Here is a 22302-nt window from a genome sequence, read left to right as displayed (position 1 = left end):
CGATGTGGGTCGACCGACACGCAACGCACCTGTCTGGCCCCGTCGTGGGGCATCGTCTGAGTGAATCTATAAACAGCCATTGGAAAAGTGGCAACAGATTCGCGGCACATGGTTTGCCGCCTGCGACCTATCGCTTGTTTCCCAAACGCAAACAGAGTGTTCGCAATGAAATTGTGATTTTCGCACCCAGCAATGTTATGAATCAGCCAAAGGAGAACACAAATGGGATTGCTTGTTGACGGAAAATGGTCCGACCATTGGTACGATACGAAATCATCAGATGGAAAATTCGTGCGAACAAACGCTAGTTTTCGCAACTGGATCACAGCCGATGGATCGGCCGGACCAACGGGCGATGCAGGGTTCAAGGCGGAATCGGGGCGATATCACCTATATGTTTCCATGGCTTGTCCTTGGGCGCATCGCACACTTATTTTTCGCAAACTCAAACAGCTTGCGGATCATATCAGCATCGATGTGGTTCATCCCGATATGTTAAACGATGGTTGGACATTTGAACACCGCGGCGCGGCCCAAGGTGACAGTTTGTTCAATTCAAATTTCTTGCGCGATATTTATTTGCGTGCTGATGCGCATATGTCTGGGCGTGTCACCGTGCCAATTTTGTGGGACAAACAAAACAATACAATCGTGTCCAATGAATCATCAGAAATCATTCGCATGTTTAATTCCGCATTCAATGGTATTACGGGAAATACGGACGATTATTGGCCAACGGCATTGCACAGCGAAATTGATGACATAAATGCACGCATTTATTCCAATATCAACAATGGCGTTTACAAATCTGGGTTTGCCACAACCCAAAGCGCGTATGACGAAGCGGTGACAGCCCTTTTTGAAACGATGGATTGGCTGGAGGACCACCTTTCTAAAAATCGTTACCTCCTTGGCGATCAAATTACCGAGGCCGACTGGCGGTTGTTTCCAACATTGGTACGGTTTGATCCGGTTTACGTTTTGCATTTCAAATGCAATCGGTATCGCTTGGTCGATTTTCCAAACCTATGGGCATATGCGCGCGAGCTTTATCAATGGGATGGCGTTGCAGATACGATTAATTTTGATCACATCGTGCGCCATTATCATTATAGCCACGACACGATTAACCCAAATCGCATCATCCCAATCAACCCTGTGATCAATTGGGATGAACCACATGGCCGTGGCTAGGCAGAATAATGATCCACCATCGCGGCCAAATCATCTGGCCGTACCTGATCATTTACAAAACTGCGCGCATTGGGCACCAAATCAAAAATTGAGCCATCAGAAAAAAATCGATCCGCAGTGACCAAGATAATTGCGATATCTGGATTGCGGTATGTTGCGACATCAGAAATTGCCAGAACATTGGATTCTGGTAATTTCAAATTAAGAATTAATGCGCCAAAATCTTGATCACGCAATTCTTCCATGGCTTGGTCTTGGCTCAACGCTTGAACCACATCCAACCCCTGACGTTGCAGATGCTTGCACCAAATTGTGCTGAGCGCAAGATTACCTTCGGCTACTAATACCCGCATGTGACTCTCTTAAATAATGCTCTTTCATTTTGTAAACTTTAGGTTAACAAAACCTTAACAGCCTCTTTAAATTGTTTAGGTTTGCGTTTTTCCGCCGTTTTCGCCAAACAAGCAAAAAAGGACAGGAGAAGTTGTGAAAACAGTCATCACAGTTTGCGACACATGCAAAAAAGAAAATTGGGACCCAGAGCAAAATCTGCCACGTGATGGCGAGATTTTGGCACAGATGGTTGAAACCGCCGCAAACAAATTGGATACGATCGAAGTTCGCCGCCAATCGTGTTTGATGGGCTGCGAACGTGCCTGTAACATCGCAATACAATCGCAGGGAAAGCTGCAATATGTGCTTGGGTGTTTCGATGCGGATAAGGATGATGCTCAGGGTATTATCGATTACGCCCTACTCTATAACGCCAGTGAAACAGGGCAAGTTCCCTATAAAACCTGGCCACAAGCAATCAAAGGGCACTTTGTTGCGCGTTTGCCGATTTTACCAAAACTGGATTCAGATCAGTGACCAACAAGCGCGATCATGGTGGGGGTTTGGATGCGGCAATGGCACAATTTGGTGGTGCGCGTGATCAATGGTTGGATTTGTCCACAGGGATCAATCCAAACCCCTATCCATTTGGCGATATTCCGATGGATTGCTGGACACGCCTGCCTGATCAATCTGGTGATCAAGCCTTGATAAACGCCGCGCGGAAATTTTGGAACATCCCTAAGGATGCCGATATTTTAGCAAGCTCCGGTGTGTCGCAAATCATTGCGATGTTGCCACAAATTGTGAATGGCTCCAATTTTCACATTTCCAAACCCACCTATAACGAACACGAAGCCGCATTTGTTCATGCTGGTTTTTCATTGCAACGCTCTGCACGAAACAAGGTTTATGTGCATCCCAACAATCCTGACGGGGTGCTGCACGACATCAACGATCAAGTTTTGGATAGCTCTGATATGATCATCATTGATGAAAGCTTTTGCGATGTTTGCGCCGATGAAAGCCTCATCAAATATGCAAGCCACCCAAATGTTATCATTCTAAAGGGGCTTGGAAAATTTTGGGGTTTGGCGGGATTGCGGCTTGGCTTTGCGATTGGGCATCCAGACAACATTCAAAAACTGCGCAATCTGATCGGCCCTTGGGCAGTATCCGGACCAGCACAATTTATCGGTGCACGCGCTCTTTCCGATCCAAACTGGGCAGAAAGCACCCGTTACCAATTGCACAACGACGCGATGCGATTAGATGAAATTGCAACACAGGCAGGGCTTGCGATTATTGGTGGCACCGATCTGTTTCGTCTTTACAAAACAAAAAACGCCGCAAGTTTTCAAAAACATCTGGCGCAGAATTACATCTGGAGTCGCATCTTCCCATACAGTAATGAATGGATAAGATTAGGATTGCCTGGCCAACCAAATCACTGGGCACAGCTAAATTCCGCAATAGGAGCGTGATATGAACGGGTTTCAGATTTTATTTTTGGCTTTGTTGCTCGATTTCATTTTTGGCGACCCGCTACAAATCTGGAGCCGAATTCCACATCCAGCCGTGATCATGGGGCGTTTTGTTGATTGGTTCGATGACCATTTTAACCGTGGGAAATTGCGCCGTGAAAAAGGTATTTTGGCGATTGCATTGCTGGCGATTTTGGCGCTGGCCGTTGGGTATTTATTAAAAATTTTACCTGATTATGGCATCGTTGAAATGCTGGTGGTAACTGCACTCCTCGCGCATAACAATCTGGTTAAACATGTCCGTGCCGTCGCCACAGGATTGGCCGAAAGTTTAAAAGCTGGCCAAACCGAGGTGGCAAAAATTGTTGGACGCGAAACAAAAAATCTGGATGAAGCAGGTGTTGCCACAGCCGCGATTGAAAGTGCTGCTGAAAATTTTTCTGATGCCGTCGTCGCACCCATTTTCTGGTATCTGATTTTGGGGCTTCCAGGTATTATCCTGTACAAAGTGGTGAATACTGCCGACAGCATGATTGGGCATAAATCCGAAACCTACGCTGAATTTGGGTTTGGATCTGCAAAATTGGATGATCTATTGAATTTAATTCCAGCGCGAATTTGTGGCGCGTTGATGTGTTTTGTTCAAACCTCAAAAAATACTTGGGATGTATGGGATTTGATGCTGTCTGATGCACCCCTGCACGCATCACCCAATGCAGGTTGGCCCGAATCCGCGATGGCTGGGATTTTGGATATTCGCCTGTCTGGGCCGCGTATTTACGATGGCGAGTTGACCGATGATGCATATATCAATCCGCAAGGGAACAAAAATCCGAACCGTGATGACATTTTAGAATCCACAAAGGTTATCCAACGTACATGGTATGCAATCGCAGCGACCATTGGATTTTTTGCCCTCGTGACGTGGATATTTTAATCGCGGCGAATAACACCCGTTACAGCCGCAGCACCAAGTGCTGTAATCACCCAACCAATCGCCTTTGCGAACCACCGTAACCACCATGCTTGGCGGCCCCAATCGCTGCGCGATGTTGATGGCGCCCATGCAGATTCTTGGCCCAGATTAACAATTGGGACCAACAAATCAGCAGCATATGCAATTGCGTGAAAGGTTTCATAATCCTTGCCTGCCTGATCAGGCGCTGACCAAAATTTCGCGGGATTGTCCGGATGGGTTTGTGTTGCACTTACCCAATCTTTTGAAATCAATATCGGCGCGGCATTTGGCGCCATATCGCCAGCATCCCAAGTTTTTTGAAACACAAACGACAAAATACCAATCAACAATACGCCCCAAAAGACCGCAAACATCGGGCGATACCCATACCCAATAAGATAACGAATAAAAAAATCGGACATGACCAAAAACGGCAATCGCCAAGTACCCACACCGCTGTTTCGGATGGCCTGTCGGTTTGCGCTTCGTTGCAACATTTCTTTGCGCATCAACACATCTTGTGCATCGTCGCGATGCCCGATGGAATTCAAAACTCGTGCGAGCTGTTCGTAAGGTTGTGCAGAAAATTCAACGTGCGAAGGCCGGCGTTCCAACCATTCCAAACGTGATTTCACCCTTGTGTCCGCTTCTTGGGCGAAATCTTGATACTCAAATCCATCTAACCGCATTCGATACGTGGCAAGTTCACCCGTTGCATCGTCGTTCAATCGGCGCACCCTTGCGCCGGAAAAATTCATCATCCCACGCGAAATTTGATTGTTTTTGCAAAACAGCACGCCACCAATTTCCGCACGCGCCAATGAAAGTGCGGTAAGCTCACCAATCGTTTCACCATCCAGGTAAACCGGCTTTGCGCTCATTGCACTATCGGGGGCAATTGCACAATTCTTACAGAAAAAATCGCCTGCAATTTTTGCCGATGAAAAAATCAAAGCGCCAGTTGAATGAAGTTCTGACTCCGTGTCGTCAAATGGGTAATCCCCCAAAAAAACCGACCCTTCAACGCGGATCGACACGCCAAAAAATGATATAAATCCCGCATCTTCAATTTTAGCGTCGCAAACTTGAAGATCACCAGCAATCCGCACACCGGGCATGGAAATTTCAGCGGTCGAGTGAAACCCTTGTCGCAGATACACAGAACCTGAGAAAATCGCATTATCCGCGACTATACCCGGTGTCGAACAACCACTCAAATGTAATCCACGCATGCGCGCATTCAAGAAATTCGGTGCTTTGTCAAAACTGCACCGAGTGAGCGTTAAATCGTGCGAACAATCGCACCCTTGCAAATCCAAGAGCCCAACGATTTTTGCACCTCGAATGCGAATACCTTTTGCGTGAAGCGGTGCATTCACATCCGATCCCAACAACAAATATCGGATCAGCTCTGCACGAATTTCAACCTCTGTCGAAGCCAAACCGGGTAAATCACCATCCCCAAGTGTGAGCCTTTCGCCATGCGCACTGGCAAGCAATAATTTTTCTTCGGCGCCAAGGAGCGGTTTGAAATCTTCGATCGTGAACATGAAAAAACATTGCCATGCCGATCTGAACTTCACAAGTCAGATAAAAACCTGAACCAAAGAGTGTTACAAACTGGTCTCGTTATCACGTTTCATATGACGAAGCATGATCGCCTTGATCGATTTCATTGCGCTTTCTGAACTGAGCGAAACGACCGCTTCTGATTGTTCGCCCAATCCATTTAAACTGTGGTCACCTAACAATAGGTCTCGTTTGTTCAAATCCTCTCTGCGCAACTTGATACGGACCAATCGTTTGTTGGCCGTAATTTTGTTAATATCTTCGATTTGGGCGGGAACCCAAATGGGCTTGGGCATTCCACCGGACAGTTGAACTTGTACATTTTGCCCAACTACAACATCAGAAGCATTTGCTACTCCCACGGTTGCCAATACTTCAAAATCGGTAGTGAGCGGTGCAATTTCCATAATATATGCACCGGCCGCGATGCGGCCACCCTCTCCACTCACCCGCAAGCGTTGGACGCGGCCGCTTGTGCTGGCATAAACGAACCGCTTTTCGCGAATGGACTCAATACGCGAAAGTTCATTTTCTGCCTTCATCAATGTATCAGAAATGCCATCCAGTTCGGCTTCGATCAATTTTATACGATTGCGCTCATCTTGTTCCTGTTCGCGAATAAGGTTCTCGAGCGCAGCATTTGCTTTTGCGGCCTCAAGCGAATGTTGCAAATTTGTTTTCAAAGTGCTCATTCCTGTTAACGTTCGAAGCGCTTGCGCATTTTCTTGATTATTTAATGCGGAAATCTGTAAACGCATTTCAAAATCTGTTTTTGCCATACGTTCGTGAACATTCAACAAATCACTCGCGAGCGTTAGCGCTGTTTGGTCTTGCGCCGCTTGAAATTTGAGCATTTCCAATTGCGCATTACATTTACGTTGCACACGATGTAATTCTTCCGATTGGCTAAGCCGCCCCAACGCGAATTTTAGCTCCACTGGAATGGACATCTTTGATTGTCGCGTTTTCAGCGCTGTCAAACAGTTCAAACGCAATAAATTTTTTGACACGTTTTTGCGCGCCGCATCGTACGCCGTGGCAAGATCATCAGTATTCAAAGACAACAACACTTGTCCTTCTGTGACGACTTCGCCATCCGTAACGAACAAGTTTTTCACCATGCCGCCAGAATCATGTTTGATTGGTGTCGATTGATCCACCGCTTGCATTACACCGCGGAGTTTGATCGTATGTGACACCCCAATTGTGTTGAATGCGACAAAGCTCGCGATTACAGAAAACGTTGCAATCGCCCCGCCTAACAAAAGTAGCGCCGCAGAAAACGCCCCTTTTCGAAGCGACGTTTTCAATAGCCGCCTTTTGGCCGTTTTTTCAACTTCGCCTGGTGGCGGCGATGGACGTTCCAATGATGTCCCGGTTATTTCATCTGAACCATTCACGTCACGCGACTTCCTTAGTTGGAGATACGCGATCCACATGGAAGCGGGCGGCCATTTGGCGATACCCTTCGCGCAAAGTTTGTTCAAACCCATCCGTCGCATTTTCGACGCGCTCAATTTCGTGCCGTTTCTCACCAGTCAACTGTTCACTAAGCAGCAGATCACCCTTGTCGTGCATCGTGATGAAAACCTCTGATTGGTTCATACGTAGATCGATCAACACTTCGGATTCGGCATCCAAAAATTTATCTCGCGGTGCAAGAAACAACATATCCTGTGCGGTTTGTTTTACACGATCTTTAAGTTCTTGAGACATCGACATTGGAAATTGACCTTCTAGCCATAAAGACAGTCGAAATGCATCGCGTTTTGTTGGGCAAAATGAAACTCGTACCCAACGTTGATGATAACGCGCTAGCACTTCATCCATCGGGCCGCGATCTGTTACTTCACCGCGTTCCAGTTTCACGACTTCATCCGCAACCGACATCAAATATTCATCGTCCGTCGACAAAATAACAATTTTTCCTTCCGTTTTTGCCTTAAGGATCAACGCCATAAGTGCAGCACGCGATGCCTTATCCAGATATGTTTCTGGTGTGTCCAAAATGATGATTTCTTTGTCTCGATAAAATGCCCGCGCCAACGATAGAATTTGCCCCTGTGCGCTAAAACTACTGTTCGCGGCTTCGTTCAACAAATCGATTTCTTTAAACACATCCTCGTATGGGTCTAGTTTTCGCACCAATTCAATGGCATCAAGTGCCCGTGCTTTGGGATCAAAACAGGTTACATTTTCAACAATCGTTCCATTTAATACCACGGGTGTTGGTGGGGCATAGCTGATCGCGGGAAGCCGTCCATGATTGCGCCCCCAATTTTGATCTTTGTAACTCATCTTTCCTTCAAAAAATTGCCCCGTTGCAATGGCACGTAACAGCTCTGATTTACCTGAACCCGACGGTCCAATAACTGTGAGACACAGACCTTGGAAAAGATCAGCTGAAAATGGAGCAAATCCAAAATCCTCGATTTTATCGAGTGATAACATCGTCATCGTATCTGTTTCGCTCCCACGTCCGCCCGTCAATCGTTGATCATGCGTTGCGCTTTGGTGTAGTAGCGATAGGTTCGGTCTTGATGCGCGCAAAGACTGAACTTGATAGTTTCGTATAAAAACAGACACGATGGTTTGGTTGAGGAATATGAAGGCGATCATTGTCCCAAGCGTAAGCAATCCACCAATATGCAGCCAGGCACCTGCAATAACGCTCAACAATGCGGACAATAATTGAACCAAGTTTAGCCAAGTTGATTGCCCAACGGTTTGAAAATCTGGCTGCAAATCACCCGCAATTTCACCATTGGCGGTTTTCTGAATATATGCGGGCCCGAGACCAACTGTATCAATGATTATTGGGTCCAGATCTTGTTGTCGTGTTTGTGAAACCAATGACGATTTTCGCGGTTTTCGCATTGTCCATAATAGCGCCAAACACATCGCCACAGAGATCGGGATTAACGGCAATACCGGATGAATAAAGGCGATACAAAATACCCAAAACAGCGCAAAACAACTATCCTGATACAGCACCAATCCACGAACATTGGTGAAATAGTTTTCCAACGCGCGCATGCGCATCAAATCAATCAAGCATACAGACAAAATAATTCCAACGCCTAGGGCCGCCAATAATGACAACGAAGATTGATTATCAGCAGGGATCAATCTGTCAACGATCAAGAGCACAATCGCAGGCAAAACCAATGACAGCAGGCTTGAAAAAAAGCCCAGAGCACCGGCAATAAAACGCACCCAACTTGGCGGGGTTTCATCCAATTTTTTCACTTCGCCATTCCCGATTCCGATCGCATGCAGCAACCCTTGGCCAAGCTCTGGCGCTCTTTTGATAAGTGAATTTGAATCGTCAATTTGCATAATGTTTACTTTTCTGATTGTCGAAATTGGATTGGCGCAACTTGATTTATTGATCTGTATTCAAACCGTTGTTTTTTAAAACACGGTTAAGATAATCAGAAAGTGATACGTATTCGTCACTTTGCGGCGCCGTGGCGTTCGAATTATCCCCTTGAATATTCGCGTCAATTGTTGGGGGATTTGAATCCAATTTGCGCAACATTTCTTGCACCAATTCCTGTTCCCGTTTTTCTTGTGAATCCGTATCGTCCAATATGATGGGCATTGGTTGTGTTACCGGTTTGGTCGGCCCCAATCTTTGAAGCAACAAATTTTCCAAAACTTTAATACGTTCTTCACCACTGGAACTCTGAATTTGGTTAGTGGATAACTGATTTGATTCAAACATAGGTTTTTGTCCCGATTGAGAAGCCACTGCACCATATTGTTGTTGACGAGAAATGAGTTGGCGTAATGTTTCTAACTCGGCTTCTAAATTCATCACGCGGTTGAGAAGCATATCTTCTGGATTTTGCGTCAGGTTTTCACGCTGAATCCCAAATTGTGGACGCAAATTTGTGTTGTCAAAGTGATTGGCAAAATTTGCAAAATCACTCGTTCTTGCCAATTCAGTTTCAACACCATTGTTTTGAAGTGCGCTATAATTTGGCGCAACAATATCGCTATGTTGACCAACTGACTGAATTTCATTGCCAAAAACAGTGCCGTGATCAACCTGAGATGCCCAGCCCTGATTGGCATGAATTGGTGCGGTCTGTCCCCCACCAGATCGCAGCGTTGCCAGTTCATCTTTCATCGCCTGAAATTCTGACTGCAATTGTCCATATTGTTGCGATTGGTAATCTGCTTGGCCATTCCTGACGAAACCGGCATTTGCAAATCCCTGTGTGTTCGTGGGATTGCGCGATTGCATATGCCAAGTAGTTTTCGACACTTGCGGAGCATTGGTCGCGGTTTCCCATTCGCTTGGCTGCGTTAAACCAGACGAATGTAATTGTCCTGATTGTGCAGGAACCGGCCAACCGCGTGGAAATACACGTGGTGATTGACCCTGTGCAACCCAGCGAAGATACGTTGTAACAGCAGAGAACCCCACGAGCGAAATGCTTTGCAACACTTCCAATTCGCGCTTGATGATTAATTCGCTACTGGATGATAACAATGTTTCAAGTCGCGCATCGAGAGGTTCGAGAATTGTCGGCGGAAGTGGTAATTCGGTTTTCCGATCGGACACGAAAAAGCTATCGTTTGGGGTAATTCCATCAAATCGAACCTGAATGCGCCCCTCGGGTGTAAGACCGATTTCGACGCCATTTTTTTGCGCAATACATGCAGACCCGTTTTGGACGCATTGAATTTCAAAAACATCTTCGTCTAATCGCGGGCTTGGGCTGAATCGTGCATAGCCATCTGGATCAAACCGAAAATAGACAGATTCAACAAACCCTTCTTGAAAAGTGGGCCACCCAAAGGAACCGCGAATGGCTTGCTCTGCTTCGCGTGCACCGATGGCAAACAAAACCGATGTATCCAAAACCGCCGTCGAATTTTCAAACGAAGCATTGTTTGTGGCATCCTGCGCAGAAGCGATGCTGGTGCCTGAGCTCAATATGATTGATGCGATACACATGATTAGATTTGGCTTTAACGTCATTGCGTTTCCTCCATTTGTGCTGGATGGCGATAGGCCGGTAGCCAATCTGCTTTTTGCGGGGGGTCGGGAAGCTTTCTGCGGATACGCAGATCGCGGTCTCGAAAACGAGTGTACCAAACTTCGGAACCACCAGTTCCGCCCGTCAAGATGCGCCCCTGCACTTTGTGCAACAACGACGCTAACAAGATCCCATTGTTGTTTGCGGTTTGGATTTCAATATGGCCTGTTCCACCCTCATAAAGCCCCTCATAAAAACCCCTTTCTGGATCAAATAGTTCGATCACAGCCTCGTAAAGGATATCCGTGTAATATGTATCCCAGAGCGCCCATAAGCCGAACGCAGCTTTGGTTGCGACAGCGGCATGATCAGGTGAATAGTCACCCCGTGGTGTAACGGTGTTCCACGGATAACCATCCGAAAAGATGGTGTCATAAGTGAAATAAGGCGGGCCCTTCACATTGTGTTCTGAGCGCGCGGTCATATAGCCATCGCGTTCAAATCGGTTATGTTGAACCTGATAAATCCGATCTGCAAATTCCGCGCGCCAACCATCCGAATGAATTGCGTCTGAGCTCATGTCATCATGTGGCAAATCCCAGTTTAATTCCAATCCATCCAAAAGATAACTTTCAGTCACAACATAGTTTTGAGAATGAAAAACCCGTGGATCGCGCCCATCGTAAGGGACGCGTACGTCCAAAATATTCGTGGTGAGATAGGGTTCGGCACGATGCGCAAAATATGGTTTGAACCCCCATAGAGCGAAACCTTTTGCTGCATATTCTTCGTATCCTAATCGCCCTTCTTGCGCGTAAATCGTTTCCTTGGTTTCCTTGTCAACAGCTGCACCAAACATCACGCCATCTTTGTCGATAATGTTGGAATAGTCCCAACGTAACAACATGTTATCAATCGTATTGGCAAGATAGGGATAACGATTACGAATAATGCGCATCCAGACAAGAAACCGTCCGATATCCAACGCAGAATAACCGATTTCACCTGGCTTATTGCTATAATCAACCTGCGCTGCAGTTTTGGTGTGATACACTTTGTTTGGCATCTCGTTTCGAAATAATTTCAAGTTCCGAAACGTGGTTAACAATCGCATGATCCGTTTATCAAATTCAGGCTTTTCAATAAGGCACAGCTCATAGGCGGCAACCATACCGCTGATATACGATGCGGTATCCCACAATGTTGTTGATGGATATCCGCCAACGGAATTGGCAAGACCTGTAGATTCTTGGGTGAATTTTTCGAAATATCCCCAAGCGACCTTTGCCGCCTGCATTTCGCGATCATTTAAAAATCCGCGACGGGGCTTGTAGCGGCGCACATAACCATTTGTTTCGGTATAACCTGGAAATGACTTTTCATTATTTTCCTGATCAAGCTTATCAAAAAAATCCTCTGGCATTTCGCACATCCGCGGGGGTGAAACACGTTTTTCTCCGTTCGAAATGCTGCTTAAACTTTGTGACGGCAACTGTCCGCGAAGCAAGCTTGGCAATGTTTCCATATCAACATTCCCAGCACCGCTGTTTTCAAGAGCAGTGCGAATTTCAAATCCATTGGCATCGGCGTTGTCCAGCGATGTTAACGCCGAATATTCTGGGTTTTCTTTTAAAAATTCTGATGCCAAATCTGCTTTCGCTGCGCGTTCAGTTTCCAATGCATCTTTTTCTGCTCGCGCTTTGGCAAGTTTTACCGCGTTATTATTCACAGTCTCACCAACTGCATCACCCAGATATATTGCGCCACTAATTGCAGAGCCAAGAAGGCCAAGCGCAAAAATTATCAAGATAACATTTCGAAGTTGAGCGGGCATATTGTCGTTTCCAATTTAAGTATTCTGCGAGTCGGCGAATATTCACAAAGGATACGGCTTAGGTTGTAAATTTTAGGATAATGCCTTCATTTTCTGAAAGAAACTTACGTAAAATTTAATTCAACTATCTTTGGGTGAACAATCAAAAATCAAGCGAATGCAATTTGAATCATCATCCGACACAGACTCTATTTTTGTGGTCAGACTTTGGATTAAGAACCAACCAAACCCACCCTCTGGTAGATCTTCAAAATTTTGTTCTGGTCCGCTCATTTCTTGTGGATGTGGAATTCCCGGGAATTTTTCGCCGAAATCACGCACTTCACAACAAAGCTGGTCTGTGTCCACACCCACAAACAAAGAAATGTCACCCTTGGCAGACCCTTTGTAGGCATGCTCCACAACATTGTTCAGTGTTTCAGCAAGAACAATTGCAACATCTTCGCAATGTGATTTAAGCCTTGCATCACCGCTCATCCATAAATCGAGTTCCGACAAAATATTAGAAACATTTTCCTGTTCGCTTTTAAATTGGCGCAGGAAAATTGGTTCAGGTGCAGGCGACGGTTCATTCATTTTCAATCCGATCAAATCGCGTTTTTCAAATCCTCGGGGATCGCATCTGCAATTGATTTATGAATTTTAAAAACACTGTCCATGCGCGTAAGTTTGAAAACTTTTTCCACTGTTGGGGTAAGGTTGGCGATTTCAAAATTTCGTTCTGTGCCCATGTATTTCATATGTGCCACAACCGCACCCAATCCCGAACTGTCCATGAATCCAACATCTGACATATCCAGAATCATGAATTCAGCGCCATCGTCGACAACCGTTTTCAGCGCATCTTTGAAACGCACAGCCATTGCGGCATCAAGTCTGTTTTCGCGTAACTTCACAACAGTTTTGTGACCATATTGATCGACTGAAATTTCCATGTTTTGCTCCTGAGATAAATTGGCCTAAGCGCCCTTTGCCAAATCTTTTGCACGTAGATTACTGAAATTTCGTAAACGTGGTGGCTTCCCAAGCCCAACAATCCATGCAATTTTTTTAAACTTTGAAATAAACATCACCGCACAAGTTGCCAAAACCGTCGCGACAAATGCTTTGGTTGCAACATAGACACTCGGATTGACCCCATCATGCCAAAGCGCGATTTCCAACAAATCCAAAAAAATTGGATGCACCAAATATATGCCAAACCCAAAGGGAGCCAGCCGACCGATCAAGGCTGGAAAATTTGAATTCTTTGCACCCATGAAAATTCCAAACAATGCGACAGGGATCAAAAAATCCGCCCAATACGCAGGCGTATAATTGTAATTCCAATGCCCTGTTTGGATTACCTTGTAAGAATAGACCAACTTGATGAAGTAGAGCATCACACACACAAATAGCGCAACTGCCGTCAATTTATGCGCGTCGGACTTTGTCATCCCACGCTTAAGTATCCCATAAAAACTCGCAGCCACGACGCCATAACCAATATATGCCATCACCTTGACCCCGCGCACCAAATATTCAAACCCCGATACAATTTGCAGTTCGGCCCAAATAAACACGTCAACCTCTCGTTTCACAAAAAGACAGAGCAACACCAATAGTCCAAGCATGGGTGTACGCACAGCAACTTGATAAAATGGGTAAAACAAAACCAACAAAAACAATGTTGGCAGGAAATGCATGTGATATTGCACAGTACCAAGTGTAAAGTACCCCAGCCAAGCCGATGGTGTTGCCAACTCTGACATCAGCGCCGCTTCATATCCAAAATGGGTTGCTTTGATCAGTCGGAAAAATGCATAAAATACGACCCAAAATGCAAACGGAAGCAATAATCGTTTCATTTGCTCAAAAACGGTTTCGCGATACCCACGTCCGCGTTTATCCAACGACCAGATCAACAAAAACAGCGAGATGATGATAAACAATTCGGTACGCGCCAAATACGCCACTGAACGGAACAATACGGGGAAAACACGTTCGCTTGGCTGATAATCTGGGAATGGCTGCCCCATGATATCGGACGATGCGTGAAGCCCGACCATTGAAATACTGGCAAGCAAGCGTAAACAATCAAGCCAGAACATCCGGTCGGATTGCGGTTTTTCGTTGCTTCCCATAATTTGGATCCTTTCAAAACAACAAACAATTTTCGCAAATTCATTTGTATTTCGTGCTCACGATTCGAGAGATCATAAGCAATTGTTTATGAATCATTCCTAAAAGGGCTCAAAATTTTGGAGGCTTAAATTGCGACTTCTCACAACTCTAACGCTCGGCTTCATGGGCTGTGCAAGTTTTGAAATACAGGCTCAAAGCCAGTTCCAACTTCCCATCGAAGCAAGCAGTTGCGCGATACAAAACGCGTTAACAGGTGGCCTAGAGGCACAATGCCAAAACGTTAAAACAAACGGATCGCCGCGTGGAATTGTTTTGCGATTGGATCAAGAGCTCAATGCGCAAAAAGCGCAAGATCTGGGGCGAACAGCGCCGACTAAACCTACTGTTAAGCAAGCGACGTTCAAGCCATCTGCTCCTGTCATTGACCGACGCGCAGCGAAATCAAATGATGGATATTTCATCCAATTTGCCTTTGCATCATTTCAATTGGAACCACAATATGTGGAACATATTGCACGACTTGCGGCGGTTCTTTCTGCGCCAAACATGTCCGATACATGCATTCGAGTGACTGGGCATACGGATACAATTGGAAGTGCGGCATTTAACAAAACACTTTCTGAAAAAAGAGCCGTATCCGTTGCAAAATTGTTGGCAGAAAAAAGCAAAATTTCACCCGATCGCATTCAAATTATTTCCGCTGGGGAAACACAGCCACTTGCAAATATTGCTGGCAGCGATCCGTTGAATAGACGTGTTGAATTTTCAACGAAAGATGCGTCCAATGGTTGTGCGTAAAATAATTCGCATTTTAACTTGTGTTTGCTTCGTACTGAACATGGCGCAACAAGCGCATGCACAAACGCGCATGGCATTGGTCATTGGGAATGGCGCATACGAAAATTTGGACAAATTACGTACGCCTGAAAACGATGCAACAACGATCGGCGAAACGCTTTCATCGCTTGGGTTTCAAGTGTTTCTTGCGACCAATTTGAACAATGATCGAATGCGAAATGCAATTTCGTTATTTCAAAAAAAGGTCGAATTTGCGGATACGGTTTTGGTCTATTTCGCTGGGCATGGAATGCAACGAGATGATGAAAACTTTCTGATACCAACCGACTATAACCCGCACCTGCAATCGACGAACGCAAGCGCGATAAACATTGAAACAATCGTGCATGAATTATCAAATCGATTGCGCACGAATTTATTTATCTTTGATGCGTGTTTTGACGATTCCAATAGCAACCTGATTGGTAACAAAACGATTGCACCCCCAGTAAACGCTCCCCCGATGGGAAGTTTAATTACCTTTTCCACGACGATTGGAAAAAAGGCATATGATGGCATCGCAAACCACAGCATTTTCACCGGTGCATTGCTCGATAATATGAAAATTCCTGATATTGATATTGAAGAGCTATTTCGCAACACGCGCCGCGACGTTCTCGTAAATTCGAACAATCATCAAATGCCAACAACGGTCTCATCTTTGATTACACGTTTCCAATTGAATGCATCGCAGGCGCTTGAAAATAGCGCCGTTGATCAGAGCTTTATGAACCTGTCAGAACACGGTTTTTCACATAAATCTGTCTTGCGGGACATGGAAAATGGATTGGAAATTTCTGCGCACGATAAAGCAAAACAAAAACTGCGAAAATTGCTGTGTGCCAAGCTAACTTCGCCCTTGCCGCCCCAATGTCAGTAGCTATATTGCACAAATCAAGCAGATCAATGATGTCATATTTCTTGTAAATTTCGACTGAATCGTTGGTGAAATACTAGATTTTGTGCTTTTTCATTCTCGTCAACCCCGAAAATTATCGTCAAAACCCATAAAAACAGCGTTTTTATGCGCATTTTTGTACATGGGCTAGTTGTGTTTCGCCGCAACATCTTGTTAGGTTTACGCACTACGCCAACAGGTGTTGAACATTAAAAACAATAGGAGCAGTCAATGTCACAAAAACCAATGACTAAAACACAACTCGTTTCCGCTTTGGCAGATGCCTGCGGTTCAGACAAACAAACAGCAAACCGTTCTTTGGAAGCGCTGGCTGAAATCGTATCAAAAGAAGTCGCTGCTGGTGGTGCTGTGACACTTCCTGGTTTGGGTAAATTCCAATGCCGTGCACGTCCAGAACGTATGGTTCGCAACCCTGCTACAGGTGAGCAATTCCAAAAACCAGCTGACCGTGTTGCAAAGGTTACTATTGCAAAAGCGCTAAAAGACGTCATTAACGACTAAGCGGTTGCAGAAATTCGAATGTTGATAAGGCCGCGATTAACGCGGCCTTTTCTTTGGGATATCAATATGGATTTTCGTGCAATTTTAATGGGGCTAAGCTTTGCCTTTATTTGGAGCAGCGCATTTACATCAGCACGAATTATCGTTCAATCCGCTCCACCTTTGGCGGTATCATCGCTTCGCTTTTTATTGGCAGGCATCATTGCAATTACCATCGCATATGCAATGGGTCAGAGGATTAATTTTACACGGTCCCAATGGCGCGCCATCTCTGTTTTTGGCATCTGCCAAAACGCCATCTACTTAGGGCTGTTTTTTGTTGCCATGCAAACAATCGAGGCATCCCTCGCATCGATCATTGCCAGCACCATGCCATTGCTTGTCGCGTTTGCCGCCACAGTATTTTTTAAAGAGCGTTTAAGCGTGATTGGTAACCTTGGTTTGATCACGGGGTTCGTCGGTGTTTTGTTGATCATGTATTACCGTTTCAACGGCGGTGTCGACGTCACGGGTGTGATGCTGTGCATTGTCGGAGTTGTCGCTCTGACCATCGCAACATTAACCGTGAAAAGCGCAAGCACTCAAAACAATTTGTTGATGACCGTTGGATTGCAAATGTTGGTCGGGAGCGTTGCCCTGATCATCCCATCATTCATATTCGAAACATGGCAATTTAACTGGTCACCATCTGTGTTTATCGCGTTTGTATACACGGTATTGGCACCGGGAATTATCGCAACTTACATCTGGTTTAAATTGGTGTTGCGTATTGGTGCGACCAAGGCGGCAACATTCCATTTCCTGAATCCATTTTTTGGCGTGGCAATAGCGGCGGTCATTTTGGACGAACAGCTTACAAAAACCGATGTTATTGGTGTGGTCATCATTATGGTCGGGATCTTGGCAGTACAACTCAGCCGCAGCAAAACGATATAGGTGTTAACCAATCTTGCCTTGGTTTTTACCTACCTGCCCCCGGTGCAATAATACGTGGTCCAAAATCACACAGGCCATCATCGCTTCGCCCACTGGCACAGCGCGAATTCCAACACAGGGATCATGACGTCCCTTGGTGATGATTTCTGTTTCCTCACCTAATTTGGTAACTGTCTTGCGCGTTTTCAAAATAGACGATGTAGGTTTCACTGCGAAGCGACAGACCAAGTCTTGGCCAGTGGAAATACCACCCAAAATTCCGCCTGCATGGTTTGACGAATATCGCAAGCCATCATCACCCATGAAAATTTCATCGGCGTTATCTTCGCCCGTTAATTCCGCTGCACCAAATCCCGCACCGATTTCAACGCCTTTGACAGCGTTGATAGACATCATTGCCGTGGCGATATCTGTGTCAATTTTAGCATACACCGGCGCACCCAACCCAGCAGGGGCACCCGATGCGATGACTTCGATCACGGCACCAACACTATTTCCTGATTTGCGCAAGCCGTTCAAATATTCGGCCCAACGATCAGCGGCGGCGGCATCTGGTGTCCAGAATGGATTTTGTTCAATCTGCGCTAAATCGATTGCTTCGCGATCGATTTTATCCGCGCCCATTTGCACCATGTAACCAGTGATTTTCAAATCTGGCACCAAAGCCTTCAAAACCTCGCGCGCCACGCCGCCCGCGGCCACGCGTGCTGCGGTTTCGCGCGCCGAACTGCGCCCACCACCGCGATAATCGCGAATACCGTATTTCTGCCAATAGGTGATATCCGCATGGCCCGGGCGAAATTTATCCATAATATCGCCGTAGTCTTTGGATCGCTGGTCGGTATTGCGGATCATCAATTGGATTGGTGTACCCGTGGTTTTACCCTCGAACACACCCGACAAAATTTCCACTTCGTCCGCTTCTTGGCGTTGCGTGGTGTATTTATTTTGACCTGGTTTTCGCTTGTCCAACCATTTTTGCAACATTGATGCGTCCAACGGGATATTCGGCGGACACCCGTCAACCGTTGCCCCCAATGCGGGGCCGTGGCTTTCGCCCCATGTTGTGACTGTGAACAATCTGCCAAATGAATTCGTAGACATGCGCAATACTCCTTATCTTTGCTTTATCCTAAGCCGATTCAGAACGAAACCCTGCCTATTGCACTTTTCCCCGCTTAGGATAGATTTACCAATACCTCGGGGAGCCTTTGGGCTGAGACGTGAAACGAACCCGTAGAACCTGAACCGGATTATGCCGGCGGAGGGAAGGTTATGGGAACACCCGCAAACCTCGCCTGACGCCTGTAGCTAGGAGAGACAAGGGATGAAAATTTTCCAACTTTTTGCTGCGGGTCTTTGTGTGGCGCTGCCAATATCGGCATATGCACAAGATAAACCCGAGTTAACAATATACACATACGACAGTTTTGTTTCCGATTGGGGGCCTGGCCCCGCAGTGGAAAAAGCATTCGAAGAAACCTGTGAATGTGATTTAAAGTTGGTTGCAGCGGGTGATGGAGCGGCGTTGTTATCGCGAGTTCTGTTGGAAGGCGAACGCACAGATGCAGATATTGTTTTGGGGCTAGATACAAACATTACCGCACGCGCCACAGAAACAGGGCTATTTGCACCCTATGGGAAAGCGCCGTCCTATCTTGATGTTCCGATCCCGTGGGAAGATAAAATTTTCCTACCCTACGATTGGGGATATTTTGCATTTGTTTATGACAACACCAAACTTTCAGATGTGCCTGACAGTTTCGAGGCATTAATCGCAGCACCTGATGATCTAAAAATCGTGATCCAAGATCCACGCAGTTCAACCCCAGGTTTGGGTTTGTTGTTATGGGTAAAAACCGCATATGGTGATCGCGCACCAGAAATTTGGGAAAAGCTAGAGCCAAAAATCCTGACCGTTACCAAAGGTTGGTCCGAAGCATACGGTATGTTTACCGAAGGAGAGGCTGATATGGTGCTATCATACACCACATCGCCCGCCTATCACATCATCGCAGAGGATGATCATACCAAATCAGCCGCATCATTTAAGGAAGGCCATTATATGCAGATCGAGGTCGCTGGAAAATTAGCCAGCAGCGATCAGCAAGAACTTGCAGATGATTTTCTGAAATTTATGACATCGCCAAAATTTCAAGATATCATACCGACAACCAATTGGATGTATCCAGCGGTTTTCCCGTATTCAGGGCTTCCAGCAGGGTTTGAAACGCTGATAACGCCAACAGAAAGTTTGATCGTTGATCCCATCGAAGCAGAAAAAACACGTGACGCGGCACTCGCAGAATGGCTAACCGCACTCAGCCAATAAGGCCGATTCACTTTATCGCAGGTGGCGGCGCGTTTGCGCTGCTACTTGTGTTAACGATCGGCACAGTCATCGCGGTTTGGACACATGCCGAAATCGGATCAGGGCTCAGCAGTTCCGATTGGTCGGCGGTGCGTTTCACCCTGTCACAGGCGTTTGTATCGGCAAGTGTCAGCATCGTACTGGCCATACCCGTTGCACGCGCATTGGCGCGGCGCAAATTTCGCGGACGCGCATTGATGGTTTCCTTTCTGGGCGCACCATTCATTTTGCCCGCTATTGTCGCCGTATTAGGCATCGTTGCTGTTTGGGGGCGTTCGGGTTGGGTTAGTCAAGCAATCGCACCGTTTGGGTTTTCACCTTTGAATATCTATGGATATTTCGGTGTTGTCTTTGCACATGTGTTTTTCAACCTTCCGCTGGCAACACGGCTGTTATTGCAAGGTTGGCTGTCAATTCCCGCAGAGCATTTCCGATTATGTGCGCAACTGGATATGTCACCCTCTGAAATTGGCAAACATCTAGAACGCCCGATGCTTTGGTCCGTATTGCCAGGTGCATTTTTGTTGGTGTTTCTGCTGTGTATTTCCAGCTTTGCCGTTGTACTTGCGCTTGGCGGAGGGCCACGTGCCACCACGGTTGAGCTTGCGATATATCAAGCATTGCGATTTGATTTTGATCTGTCCAAGGCTGCATTGCTGGCCGTGGTGCAATTTGGGTTATGCACAAGCGTTGCACTTGCTTGTATTTTTATTGCAAAGCCAACGAATTTTGCGTTCGGCTTGGATCGACCACCCGAACGCTGGGATGGCAAGGGAACATTCCACATAATATGTGATTCCATTTCGCTGATATTGCTAACTTTGTTTTTGTTCCTTCCATTGCTCGCACTTTTTATTCGCGGCCTGATCCCCATCGCGCATCTGCCAATTAAAATATACGCCGCTGCCCTTAATTCCGTTGTCATTGCGGTGGGATCGGCAATGCTGACCATCGTGATGTCGCTTGCATTGGCTGCGTTGATTATTCGTATTGCACGGCGGCGCAAACGCATTTCACAAATTGTCGAAGGATTGGGTTTTTTAACACTTGCGGCGTCCCCGTTTGTGATTGGTACAGGGCTTTTTATCATCATCAACCCATACATAAGTCCATTTGCCGTGGCATTGCCCGTAACCGCGTTGATTAACGCGGCCATGAGCCTACCATTTGCGCTACGCATCATATTGCCCGCGATGACCCGCGCAGAAGATCACTATGGTACGCTTGGTGATAGTTTGGGCATGGAACGCTGGACACGGTTTCGCATCGCCATATGGCCACGGTTAAAGCGCCCGATTGGATTTGCCGCTGGATTATCAGCGGCACTGTCGATGGGAGATCTGGGTGTAATCGCGCTGTTCGCCCCGCCTGATATCGAAACTTTGCCATTGATGATGTATCGTCTTATGGCCGCCTATCAATTGAAAATGGCAAGCGGAGTTGCGCTATTGTTAATATCTCTTAGCCTTATTTTATTTTGGCTTTTTGATCGTGGAGGTCAACTTGAGCATCACACTCGATAAATTGGTTTTGAACCAAGGTAATTTTCAATTGGACGCCGATCTGGAAATCGAAGAAGGCCACAAAATCGCATTGCTCGGTCCATCGGGGGGCGGGAAATCCACCCTTCTGTCCGCAATCGCTGGTTTCAAAGAAATTACATCAGGCCGCATTTTGTTTAATGGTGCGGATATTTCAAATGATCCCCCTGCCAAACGCCCTGTATCCCTGTTGTTTCAAGATCACAACCTGTTCCCACATCTCAGTGTTGAACAAAACATTGGGCTGGGGCTACGCACAAATTTGCGCTTGAACGATTCAGAAAAAGAAATCATCCAAGACGCGCTGCGCCGTGTTGGGCTAGGCGGGCATGGAACCAAAATGCCAAGCGAGATGTCAGGCGGGCAGCAACAACGCGTCGCACTTGCGCGTGCTTTGCTGCGCGATCGTCCTGTCCTCTGCCTAGACGAACCATTCGCAGCACTTGGTCCCGCCTTGAAACATGAAATGTTGGATTTGGTTGCGGAAATCGTGGATGCCGCCAACGCCACATTGTTGATGGTAACGCATCAGCCCGACGATGCCGAATATATCGCCGATCAAACAATATTGGTGGCACAAGGACGCGCATTTGCACCGGTTGAAACAACCACATTGTTTCATAGCCCACCACCCGCATTGGCAAGCTATCTTGGCACGCGTCGCGCACATGGCTAACAAAAAAACGCGCCAAACAAGTGGCGCGTTCTTA

General features: G+C 46.3%; 21 protein-coding genes and 1 riboswitch. Of the genes, 11 read left to right on the top strand and 10 right to left on the bottom strand.

The window, feature by feature from the left end; genetic code table 11:
- Positions 1-222 precede the first annotated feature (222 nt).
- Positions 223-1194: a glutathione S-transferase family protein gene (locus tag BFP76_RS13505; RefSeq protein WP_099594474.1), complete on the top strand. Its 972-nt coding sequence runs from the start codon at positions 223-225 to the stop codon at positions 1192-1194.
- On the opposite strand, the gene BFP76_RS13500 is transcribed toward BFP76_RS13505, so the two are convergent.
- The gene (locus BFP76_RS13500) at positions 1191-1547 is read right to left on the bottom strand and encodes a response regulator (protein WP_099594473.1); all 357 of its coding nucleotides are present in this window, start codon (positions 1545-1547) and stop codon (positions 1191-1193) included. The genes BFP76_RS13505 and BFP76_RS13500 overlap by 4 nt on opposite strands.
- 133 nt (positions 1548-1680) lie before the next feature.
- Here BFP76_RS13500 and BFP76_RS13495 point away from each other — a divergent pair, with 133 nt between their 5' ends.
- The 3 genes from BFP76_RS13495 to cbiB are packed head-to-tail and all read left to right on the top strand — an operon-like array spanning position 1681 to position 3948.
- A complete protein-coding gene (locus BFP76_RS13495) occupies positions 1681-2064 on the top strand; it encodes a DUF1636 family protein (protein ID WP_099594472.1) in 384 nt (127 codons plus the stop codon).
- A complete protein-coding gene (locus BFP76_RS13490) occupies positions 2061-3011 on the top strand; it encodes a threonine-phosphate decarboxylase (protein ID WP_099594471.1) in 951 nt (316 codons plus the stop codon). The genes BFP76_RS13495 and BFP76_RS13490 overlap by 4 nt, the downstream gene beginning before the upstream one ends.
- Position 3012: 1 nt before the next feature.
- Complete coding sequence (gene cbiB / locus BFP76_RS13485; protein ID WP_099594470.1) at positions 3013-3948, top strand: adenosylcobinamide-phosphate synthase CbiB; 936 nt, start codon at positions 3013-3015, stop codon at positions 3946-3948.
- Here the strand turns inward: cbiB and BFP76_RS13480 are convergent.
- From BFP76_RS13480 to BFP76_RS13445, 8 genes are all read right to left on the bottom strand, one after another.
- On the bottom strand, positions 3945-5519 hold the full coding sequence (locus BFP76_RS13480; protein ID WP_099594469.1) for a hypothetical protein: 1575 nt from the start codon (positions 5517-5519) through the stop codon (positions 3945-3947). The two genes, cbiB and BFP76_RS13480, sit on opposite strands and share 4 nt — an antisense overlap.
- A 63-nt stretch (positions 5520-5582) precedes the next feature.
- Positions 5583-6938 (bottom strand): HlyD family secretion protein, encoded by a 1356-nt coding sequence (locus tag BFP76_RS13475; RefSeq protein WP_165775723.1) that lies wholly within the window; start codon positions 6936-6938, stop codon positions 5583-5585.
- Position 6939: 1 nt separating this feature from the next.
- Positions 6940-8877, bottom strand: coding sequence for an ATP-binding cassette domain-containing protein (locus BFP76_RS13470; protein WP_099594467.1), 1938 nt, complete (start codon positions 8875-8877; stop codon positions 6940-6942).
- A gap of 46 nt (positions 8878-8923) precedes the next feature.
- Entirely contained in the window at positions 8924-10531 is a 1608-nt protein-coding gene (locus tag BFP76_RS13465; protein WP_099594466.1) for a hypothetical protein, read from the bottom strand.
- A complete protein-coding gene (locus tag BFP76_RS13460) occupies positions 10528-12363 on the bottom strand; it encodes a DUF3131 domain-containing protein (RefSeq protein ID WP_240514067.1) in 1836 nt (611 codons plus the stop codon). The genes BFP76_RS13465 and BFP76_RS13460 overlap by 4 nt, the downstream gene beginning before the upstream one ends.
- 120 nt (positions 12364-12483) lie before the next feature.
- Entirely contained in the window at positions 12484-12939 is a 456-nt protein-coding gene (locus tag BFP76_RS13455) for an ATP-binding protein (RefSeq protein WP_240514071.1), read from the bottom strand.
- A gap of 11 nt (positions 12940-12950) precedes the next feature.
- Entirely contained in the window at positions 12951-13298 is a 348-nt protein-coding gene (locus BFP76_RS13450) for an STAS domain-containing protein (protein ID WP_099594464.1), read from the bottom strand.
- 24 nt (positions 13299-13322) lie between these two features.
- Complete coding sequence (locus BFP76_RS13445) at positions 13323-14486, bottom strand: acyltransferase (RefSeq protein ID WP_099594463.1); 1164 nt, start codon at positions 14484-14486, stop codon at positions 13323-13325.
- Between the two features lie 130 nt (positions 14487-14616).
- Here BFP76_RS13445 and BFP76_RS13440 point away from each other — a divergent pair, with 130 nt between their 5' ends.
- The 4 genes from BFP76_RS13440 to BFP76_RS13425 all read left to right on the top strand — a co-directional run bounded on the left by BFP76_RS13440 (position 14617) and on the right by BFP76_RS13425 (position 17680).
- A complete protein-coding gene (locus BFP76_RS13440) occupies positions 14617-15285 on the top strand; it encodes an OmpA family protein (protein ID WP_133117439.1) in 669 nt (222 codons plus the stop codon).
- Positions 15286-15325: 40 nt separating this feature from the next.
- The gene (locus BFP76_RS13435; RefSeq protein WP_165775722.1) at positions 15326-16204 is read left to right on the top strand and encodes a caspase family protein; all 879 of its coding nucleotides are present in this window, start codon (positions 15326-15328) and stop codon (positions 16202-16204) included.
- 249 nt (positions 16205-16453) lie between these two features.
- Positions 16454-16744 carry an HU family DNA-binding protein gene (locus BFP76_RS13430; RefSeq protein ID WP_099594460.1) on the top strand — a complete coding sequence of 97 codons (291 nt, stop codon included), beginning with the start codon at positions 16454-16456 and terminating at the stop codon, positions 16742-16744.
- A 66-nt stretch (positions 16745-16810) separates the two neighbouring features.
- The gene (locus tag BFP76_RS13425; protein WP_099594459.1) at positions 16811-17680 is read left to right on the top strand and encodes a DMT family transporter; all 870 of its coding nucleotides are present in this window, start codon (positions 16811-16813) and stop codon (positions 17678-17680) included.
- Positions 17681-17683: 3 nt separating this feature from the next.
- Here the strand turns inward: BFP76_RS13425 and aroC are convergent, their stop codons facing one another.
- On the bottom strand, positions 17684-18784 hold the full coding sequence (gene aroC / locus BFP76_RS13420) for a chorismate synthase (RefSeq protein WP_099594458.1): 1101 nt from the start codon (positions 18782-18784) through the stop codon (positions 17684-17686).
- Positions 18785-18871: 87 nt separating this feature from the next.
- A riboswitch (TPP riboswitch) is annotated at positions 18872-18967 on the top strand.
- A 40-nt stretch (positions 18968-19007) separates the two neighbouring features.
- Here aroC and thiB point away from each other — a divergent pair.
- From thiB to thiQ, 3 genes are read left to right on the top strand one after another with little or no spacing between them, the layout of a single operon-like run.
- Positions 19008-20012, top strand: coding sequence for a thiamine ABC transporter substrate binding subunit (gene thiB / locus BFP76_RS13415; RefSeq protein ID WP_099594457.1), 1005 nt, complete (start codon positions 19008-19010; stop codon positions 20010-20012).
- Positions 19988-21574 carry a thiamine/thiamine pyrophosphate ABC transporter permease ThiP gene (locus BFP76_RS13410; RefSeq protein WP_099594456.1) on the top strand — a complete coding sequence of 529 codons (1587 nt, stop codon included), beginning with the start codon at positions 19988-19990 and terminating at the stop codon, positions 21572-21574. Before thiB ends, BFP76_RS13410 begins: the two co-directional genes overlap by 25 nt.
- Complete coding sequence (gene thiQ / locus BFP76_RS13405; protein WP_099594455.1) at positions 21555-22268, top strand: thiamine ABC transporter ATP-binding protein; 714 nt, start codon at positions 21555-21557, stop codon at positions 22266-22268. Before BFP76_RS13410 ends, thiQ begins: the two co-directional genes overlap by 20 nt.
- Positions 22269-22302 lie beyond the last annotated feature (34 nt).

The sequence above is a fragment of the Paramylibacter kogurei genome (assembly GCF_002742285.1).
Lineage (GTDB): Bacteria > Pseudomonadota > Alphaproteobacteria > Rhodobacterales > Rhodobacteraceae > Amylibacter > Amylibacter kogurei.
Note: the sequence above shows the minus strand (reverse complement) of the source record. Positions and strands in the feature narration are given on the sequence as shown.

What these genes read in the sequence shown, in the direction of transcription:
- BFP76_RS13465 (WP_099594466.1), bottom strand. Translation starts at nt 10,531, where the DNA reads ATGACGTTAAAGCCAAATCTAATCATGTGTATCGCATCAATCATATTG.
- BFP76_RS13425 (WP_099594459.1), top strand. Translation starts at nt 16,811, where the DNA reads ATGGATTTTCGTGCAATTTTAATGGGGCTAAGCTTTGCCTTTATTTGG.
- BFP76_RS13460 (WP_240514067.1), bottom strand. Translation starts at nt 12,363, where the DNA reads ATGCCCGCTCAACTTCGAAATGTTATCTTGATAATTTTTGCGCTTGGC.
- BFP76_RS13480 (WP_099594469.1), bottom strand. Translation starts at nt 5,519, where the DNA reads ATGTTCACGATCGAAGATTTCAAACCGCTCCTTGGCGCCGAAGAAAAA.
- cbiB (WP_099594470.1), top strand. Translation starts at nt 3,013, where the DNA reads ATGAACGGGTTTCAGATTTTATTTTTGGCTTTGTTGCTCGATTTCATT.
- BFP76_RS13505 (WP_099594474.1), top strand. Translation starts at nt 223, where the DNA reads ATGGGATTGCTTGTTGACGGAAAATGGTCCGACCATTGGTACGATACG.
- BFP76_RS13410 (WP_099594456.1), top strand. Translation starts at nt 19,988, where the DNA reads ATGGCTAACCGCACTCAGCCAATAAGGCCGATTCACTTTATCGCAGGT.
- BFP76_RS13450 (WP_099594464.1), bottom strand. Translation starts at nt 13,298, where the DNA reads ATGGAAATTTCAGTCGATCAATATGGTCACAAAACTGTTGTGAAGTTA.
- thiB (WP_099594457.1), top strand. Translation starts at nt 19,008, where the DNA reads ATGAAAATTTTCCAACTTTTTGCTGCGGGTCTTTGTGTGGCGCTGCCA.
- BFP76_RS13445 (WP_099594463.1), bottom strand. Translation starts at nt 14,486, where the DNA reads ATGGGAAGCAACGAAAAACCGCAATCCGACCGGATGTTCTGGCTTGAT.
- aroC (WP_099594458.1), bottom strand. Translation starts at nt 18,784, where the DNA reads ATGTCTACGAATTCATTTGGCAGATTGTTCACAGTCACAACATGGGGC.
- BFP76_RS13500 (WP_099594473.1), bottom strand. Translation starts at nt 1,547, where the DNA reads ATGCGGGTATTAGTAGCCGAAGGTAATCTTGCGCTCAGCACAATTTGG.
- BFP76_RS13435 (WP_165775722.1), top strand. Translation starts at nt 15,326, where the DNA reads ATGGCGCAACAAGCGCATGCACAAACGCGCATGGCATTGGTCATTGGG.
- BFP76_RS13430 (WP_099594460.1), top strand. Translation starts at nt 16,454, where the DNA reads ATGTCACAAAAACCAATGACTAAAACACAACTCGTTTCCGCTTTGGCA.
- BFP76_RS13455 (WP_240514071.1), bottom strand. Translation starts at nt 12,939, where the DNA reads ATGAATGAACCGTCGCCTGCACCTGAACCAATTTTCCTGCGCCAATTT.
- BFP76_RS13470 (WP_099594467.1), bottom strand. Translation starts at nt 8,877, where the DNA reads ATGCAAATTGACGATTCAAATTCACTTATCAAAAGAGCGCCAGAGCTT.